This is a genomic window from Bradyrhizobium sp. P3_C3 (assembly GCF_056402655.1).
Window position 1 is genome coordinate 1 of sequence record NZ_JBFUGY010000107.1, and the last position, 6,534, is coordinate 6,534.

Annotated in this window: 6 protein-coding genes and 1 pseudogene; 5 read left to right on the top strand and 2 right to left on the bottom strand. The window is 57.4% G+C overall.

Annotated features, from left to right (window positions below; genetic code table 11):
* Nucleotides 1–367: 367 nt before the first annotated feature.
* Nucleotides 368–739 carry a response regulator gene (locus AC1DW2_RS43240; RefSeq protein ID WP_283016713.1) on the bottom strand — a complete coding sequence of 124 codons (372 nt, stop codon included), beginning with the start codon at nt 737–739 and terminating at the stop codon, nt 368–370.
* Between the two features lie 199 nt (nt 740–938).
* Here AC1DW2_RS43240 and AC1DW2_RS43245 point away from each other — a divergent pair, with 199 nt between their 5' ends.
* From AC1DW2_RS43245 to AC1DW2_RS43260, 4 genes are all read left to right on the top strand, one after another.
* On the top strand, nt 939–1,331 hold the full coding sequence (locus AC1DW2_RS43245) for a PAS domain-containing protein (protein WP_477009148.1): 393 nt from the start codon (nt 939–941) through the stop codon (nt 1,329–1,331).
* 490 nt (nt 1,332–1,821) lie between these two features.
* Nucleotides 1,822–3,162: a Na+/H+ antiporter NhaA gene (gene nhaA / locus AC1DW2_RS43250; protein WP_283016708.1), complete on the top strand. Its 1,341-nt coding sequence runs from the start codon at nt 1,822–1,824 to the stop codon at nt 3,160–3,162.
* A gap of 1,025 nt (nt 3,163–4,187) precedes the next feature.
* A complete protein-coding gene (locus AC1DW2_RS43255; RefSeq protein WP_477009149.1) occupies nt 4,188–4,634 on the top strand; it encodes a hypothetical protein in 447 nt (148 codons plus the stop codon).
* 356 nt (nt 4,635–4,990) lie between these two features.
* Nucleotides 4,991–5,578, top strand: a complete 588-nt coding sequence (locus tag AC1DW2_RS43260; RefSeq protein ID WP_477009150.1) for a hypothetical protein — start codon at nt 4,991–4,993, stop codon at nt 5,576–5,578.
* A gap of 20 nt (nt 5,579–5,598) precedes the next feature.
* Here AC1DW2_RS43260 and AC1DW2_RS43265 read toward each other — a convergent pair.
* A pseudogene (locus AC1DW2_RS43265) lies at nt 5,599–5,835 on the bottom strand (adenylate cyclase); the annotation flags it as partial.
* A gap of 546 nt (nt 5,836–6,381) precedes the next feature.
* On the opposite strand from AC1DW2_RS43265, the gene AC1DW2_RS43270 reads away from it, so the two are divergent.
* The coding region (locus AC1DW2_RS43270) for a transposase (protein WP_477008785.1) at nt 6,382–6,534 on the top strand (153 nt) is incomplete at its 3' end.

A 6,534-nucleotide genomic window follows, 5' to 3' on the forward strand; every position in this document is an offset into this window, starting at 1 on the left:
GGAGCTACCGTGCAACTCGGCTGGGCCGCGAAGAAATCCAGCAGCTTTCCTCGGCTGATCCGTTTGCTGAATATAGCTCGCCCTTTCCTGTCCGCTCCATGAGCGTGGAAAACATGCTTGGCGATATCCAGACCGATTATGCTAACCTCCGACACGGACGCCTCCCTTAAGTGGTGCTAAACACCTCCACTTTGGCACATCGATGCCGTCGGCGGGGCGTCCACCCCATCATAAACCTGCGCTGCACTTCTTATGAGGTCCGCTCTGCCTCTGATAGCGGCGCTTTGGTGCACCTCACCCTAGGTCCGCGATGGGCCAAACCCGGAAGTCGTAACGACTGCGTTGGYTCCGCTGAAAGGTACTTCAATTAGACTGTCAATTCACGAAGCGTTTTCAAGATTTGAGCAGCATTGTAGGGCTTCGGCAAAAATAACCCGCCGTCTGGCAGATCATCACAACCGATTCTGGCTTGGCCGGAAGTGGTAATGATCTTGATCGGAGGCCAACGATCTCTGACCGCGGCAGCCAGTTTGAGACCATCCATACTGCCGGGCATTTGAATGTCGGTAAAGACGACGGCGATGTCTAATCGGGTTTCGAGAATAGCAATGGCTTCATCCGCATTGGCCGCTTCGATCACATCGAACTCATCTCCTGCAATCATTTGCGCCGCGTCCATCCGTATCAACACGTCATCTTCCACAATAAGAATGACCGCTCGTTTCGCCGCTGAAATCATCGGTCAATCTTTCATCTAATGGAACGGCCTCTCAGCCTCGTTTTATGTGTCAGGAACCAATCTGTTGCTCGAACCTATTGGGGGGCCGCGGAGTTGGTTCCCAAAGCGTCATCCAAAATCCCCTAAGGCATTTGCGGCCGGCGTTGTCGCCGATCTAATCCACTGCAGCAGGCAAAGTTCATCGAGCTGAGGAATAAACGTGGAAGCGCAAGGTGTTGGCTCGGCTGAGGTTGTCCCAGTCCCGAAGGTTTCCGAAGACCCGGCCGAGAAGGCGGGCCTGCCGGTTTGGAATGCCGACCAGCTTCGTTTGGCAATCTTGGCGGCGGGCGTCGCGCTCTGGTCGTGGAACGTAGACAACAATCGATTCACAATGGACGAGAGGGCTTTCGATCTCTGGGGGGTGCCCCTGAGCGAATACGTGTCGTTCGATGACCTCTCGTCACATGTACATCCGGCCGACCGTGATCGCGTAAAAGCTGCTTTTGCTGCTACCCGCGCGATCATCGGCGCCTACGAAATTGATTTCCGTATCATGGTCGGCGAAGAGGTCAGGTGGATTACCCATCAGATCGGCGAGAGTGTCGGGCGATAGATATCGGTCGAGAAACCTGCAGCAATGCAAGCGAACATCAGCATTGTCATGCCGCAGCCCAGCGCGCACTGCAGGAGCCGCTTGCGTCCCAATATTGAGCAACGCCCAATAGGCGTCTGGCGCCCTGTATGGGAATGCAAGCTCTTCGATGATCTTGTGAAGTTCCGCCAATATGTCAGCGACCCGTTGGGTTGTTGCGCGTTGCCCATTTTAGAACGCCACCGCGTTTCTCGCCATATAGCCACTTCCCCGGATGGCCCGTTTGAGACCTGGCGAGGGGTACTAAAGATGTCCGCTCACTGGGGCTGACCGGAAGTCGTCTCGGGAGAACCAAATCGACGCGATTGACCCAGAACAGACATTGGTGACCGATCACTCCTCCGAGGTTGAATTGTCGCCATCGCGATGTATAACGGCGTTCGGGTGCTCGCTGCATTGAACAGCGACAGGTCAAGCGATGGTCGGGCCGCCACGCGGAAAGCGTGCGCCCGTGAACGATAGCTCTTCATTCGACGATCTGCCGAAAGCCCAGCGGCTGGCGGAACAGGCCCTCAGCACCCTACATAGGTTCCTGCATGTTGAGGCTGTCAGCGGTGCCGTGCTCCTCGCGGCCGCGGCCGCTGCACTTATCTGGGCCAACTCTCCGTTCGCTCATAGCTATCACGCCTTTTGGAACCTTCCGCTCACAATCGGTGTCGGCGAATACGTGTTTTCCCGGTCGTTGCATTTCTGGGTCAACGACGCACTTATGACCGTCTTCTTCCTCGTCGTGGGCATGGAGATTCGGCGCGAGGTCCATGAAGGCGCACTGAGCAGACTCGACCAAGCCATTCTGCCGCTGGTTGCCGCGACAGGTGGCGTCATCGTGCCGGCGCTCATCTATCTGAGCCTCAACAGCGATCCGGCTAGAGGGCAGGGCTGGGCCGTGCCAACCGCGACAGACATCGCCTTTGCAGTCGGAGTGCTCGCGCTGCTTGGACGAACGATCCCGGTCAATGTGCGTGTGTTCTTGCTTGCTCTGGCGATCATCGACGACATCATTGCGGTACTGATCATTGCCCTGTTCTACACCGCAAGTCTTCAGCCTGGCGGTTTCATCATCGCGTCAATTGGCGTTCTCGCGGCTTTGGGATGTCAGCGGTTCGGGATCGGTTCTGCGCCCTTTTACGTACTGCCCGGTTCTTTGGTTTGGATTGGGTTCATGGTAGCCGGCATCCATCCAACTCTTGCAGGTGTCGTGCTCGGGCTGATAACTCCGGCACGCGCCATACCGATGCGGGAGCCGCCACTGGAAGTCGTGTCGCGAGTGCTCAAGCAGTTGCGAAGCAGCGATGCGGTGAAGGCAAGGGATCCGCACCTGTTAGAGCAACCGCTGCGAGACCTTCGCATAGCTCACCGCGAGATATTGCCGCCGGTGTCGCGGGTGCAGATGGCAATGCATCCGTGGGTGGCTTACGGCGTCATGCCGATCTTCGCGCTGGCAAATGCCGGCGTCAGCTTAACGGGCACTGATCTCTCCGCAGGGGGCCACCTGGTGATGATGGGCACTGCGCTTGCCTTGGTCGCTGGGAAACCGCTTGGCGTCGTCGGTGCGACTTGGGTCGCGGTACGACTGGGCTGGTGCCGCCTTGCTCCTGGAGTTACGTGGGGTGGCGTCTGTCTGGTCGGCCTGCTGGCTGGTATCGGTTTTACAATGTCGATCTTCATCTCGATGCTCGCCTTCTCCGATCAAGGATTATTGAGGGCGGCGAAACTGGGCGTCCTCTTCGGTTCGCTTGTCGCCGCCACACTCGGCCTTGGCTGGGGAGCGACCTACGTTCGACGTCAGTGAAAGCAGCTCAAATGTCTTTCAAAGCTCCCCACGTATCGTTTGTATCGCTTGCCGTCGAGATTCTGCCCTCCGGGGTTACCCAAGTGATGATCGTAGAAACTGGCTTGCACCTAAATCCGAAGCATTCCTCGTACAATAAATCCGCCGTGGAAGGTCTCATTTCGGCCGCGCAGGAATATGTTAGCGTCAACATAGAAGGTCCTGCCGCTATTCGGCTTGTTTCGACCCAAAGCGGGGAGATCTGACGGTCTGCTCCCGTTGTTCGTCGGAATCAGCTCTATTGCGCTTCGCCATCTCGCCAAAGGTTTGATCCGCCGGTAAATCGTCAATGAAAGATGATAAACTTCTATTCTGGCTTTCAGTAGTAGTGGGCCTCCTTGTGATCGGCTACTCGCTCTACGTTCTCTATTTCATTATCGGTTGAGAATGTTTGTGGCTCCTTATTGCGATGTTTGGGCATGTCCGCCTGTGGCCCTGAGCAGACCTCCGCAACTTCGGGTTTTTCGCGCTATCCCCATCTTGTCGCGTTGCGCATCTACATCCGCAGGATCGGCTCTGTGCTTCCTGGGTGAGCAAAAATCGAATCCGTTCTAGTGCTACATTGCGACCTCACCGACGTCGGCGTGTCCGCTTTTCCCCCTAGGTCGTATCCCTTAGGGGTGGACGCGAGGACTGACACATTGTCATGTCCGCCTCGTTGCATTGATTTAGATCAAGGTCGTCTCTACCGAACGGCCATTACTTCCGATTACGCTTTGGGAAAGCCTGGACCGCGCTGCGCCGTCAGCAAACGGCAGGGTGGTTTTCTGCACCAAAAAACCAATGCCGACGGCTTCGAACGTACCTCGCAAGTCACGACCCCCGAACGACCAACGCAAAGATTTCACAGAAGGCATCAAAGGCGGCACGCATTTGTGTGTGCCGAACTACTGCAGACGCTAGCGGCCTGGCTGCGCGCCGTGCGGAGTCGGCCGACGCGTCCACCAGCCATCTTGTCTTTCGATGCATCAGGCGATGAGCCTCTGATGCATCATAAAGAGGGAGCGTATCTGGAGGGAAAGACCGAGAAGTCCGCGCGCGACGTCTTCTTCTACTATTCCAGCGCGCACCCGTCGGCGGTGCGCTACAAGAATTGGAAGATGTATTTCGCGATCGCGCCCGAAACCGCGACTGGCTTCGTGAACCCGGGAGTCCAGACGATGTTCGCGGCCGGCATGGTAAATCTCAAGCGCGATCCATTCGAGATGGGATGGGGCGATGAGAAAAAGGCGGCTTTCTGGTTCAGCGGTGCGCTCGCCGGACCAGTCACGGGTTACATATACGACTGGAACCTGCTGCCCATCGGCCAGGCGCTGTGGCTCGCAGAGCTCGAGACCTACAAGACGTTCCCGCCGATGCAGGATCCGGCCAGCTACAACCTCGACCAGGTCATGGAGCAGCTCAGGAAGTTGCCGAACCACCCGAGCCAGTAGCTGACCGCGCGCAACACGACCACGCGGGCGCCTCTACGGGGGCGCCCGCTCACGACAAGTGAACGATGAATGCGCTTCCGGTGCAGTCGCTTCCAGAGGCGGTCTAACCCATGCGTTTGGGTGGCGAAGTAAGGAAAATTGCTCGCGACCATGAAGAACCGAACCAGCTGCCACCGTCCAGCAACTGAGAGCAAAAGGGTGTGGTGAACCTACTGCGCGCAACAGGGCGTACGAAATGCTAGCCGGCGTCAAGGCGACCGTGCCCGCTCCGTCTTCCTGGAATCAAGCGTTTGCGAACTGGACGGCGAGACTAAAAACGAGTGTCACTGTTACGGCATCGACAGATATGAGAGGCCATGCCCATGTCAGCCAGATCGGATCGACTTCGCATCGAGGACGTTACTCCTTCGCTGGTCGCGGTCTCGGGGCRCGGCTTTCGACGCGTGACATCCTTGTTTGTGCTCTTGGTATTGCTCTGTTGGCCAACGCAAGAAAGCTTTGGCGCCGAGAATCTGGAACGTCCTGAGATCGGAGCCGCTTCCGTTCCCGATCTCATCGGCGACACTTCTGGTGGGGGGCTATTTGTTTCCGAAAACCGCATTGATCTCGCCAACGAAATCAATGAGGCGATCAACAGGCTGCAAATCACCAGTCCCAACATCTCGTGGACCGAGGTGCAGAACGTCCTGGTTGCTGCCTATTGTCGTGTCGTGGCCCGCACGGGGGGACTTACTGCCTCCGAGAAATGGGGCCGCATGCGCCAGTTCGACAATGTCCTGGAGCAGCAGATCGCAGCGAACACGATGCCGGCGGGAACGCTGATCATTGCCAGCGTTCCTCTTCCGCCGGAGGTCTTTCGAGAACTCAGGAGGCAGGCCTTTGTCTCAAATCAAACGCCGGCTCAACTGATGACAGCCATTTTGAGTCGGGCAACAGGGAAGTAGCCGACAGCACGGCGGCTACGTTCGTCTTGCATTTCGAAAAGGTCGGCGAGTGGTTTGTCGAATCGGTCGGCCCACAGATGGCTGCCTGTTTCGGTATCGACTAGTTGCACGCACACCCGAAAACGATCCCCGCTCCGCTGCACGGAACCTTCGAGCACGTAACGAACATTCAGCTCGCGGCCAATCTGCTTGAGATCGACTGCTTTGCCCTTGTAAGTAAATGCGGTGTGCCGACCAATCACGAACGAGCCTCTGATGYGTCGGATTTAACCGCGCGCGGCGGACGCGAGACTGTAGCGGTCAAGCGGATGGCTCGTTCTCGTTCAGCACATCCACAAACCGCGCGTGTAGCGTTATCTCATGCTTTGATCCGTCAAGCAGAACACGAAGGCGGTGGCGCGTTCCGCCAGATCCGAGAACAACGCCATGTCGGCCGACCATTCTGGGACCCGCCGCTGCGTTCACGATGATCCGTTGCCCTTTCACCAGCTCGTTTTTGACGAGTGTGAGGTCCAGCAGGTTCGGCAGGCTGCGTCTGTTTGGCGGAGGCATGGTGGAAACTTAGCGCCGCCAGACGCGAAGCAAAACGTCTCGTCGTCGTACCAGGTAGTTTGCGATCAGCAGCCTGACAGCCAAGACGGCGAGCGCGACAACAACAATCTCGCAGATCATTTGGACGAAACGTTCATTTACTTCACGAGATCATCAGTAAGCGCTGTTTCGGTCCCACCTTCCATTGAAGGCGTCGAGCGAGGAATGATCGATCTCTGATTGGAGATCGGCTTGTGTCTAAGCTTGAACATATGCTTGAGCCCAGGACCTCGGTTCGTCTGGTCGAGGTCATCACGGAGAGCGGCCGACGCCGGCAGTTCTCGGCCGACGACAAGGCGCGGTTCGTCGAGGAGACGCTGGCCCCGGGAGCCGTGGTATCGGAGGTCGCGCGGCGGCACGGATTG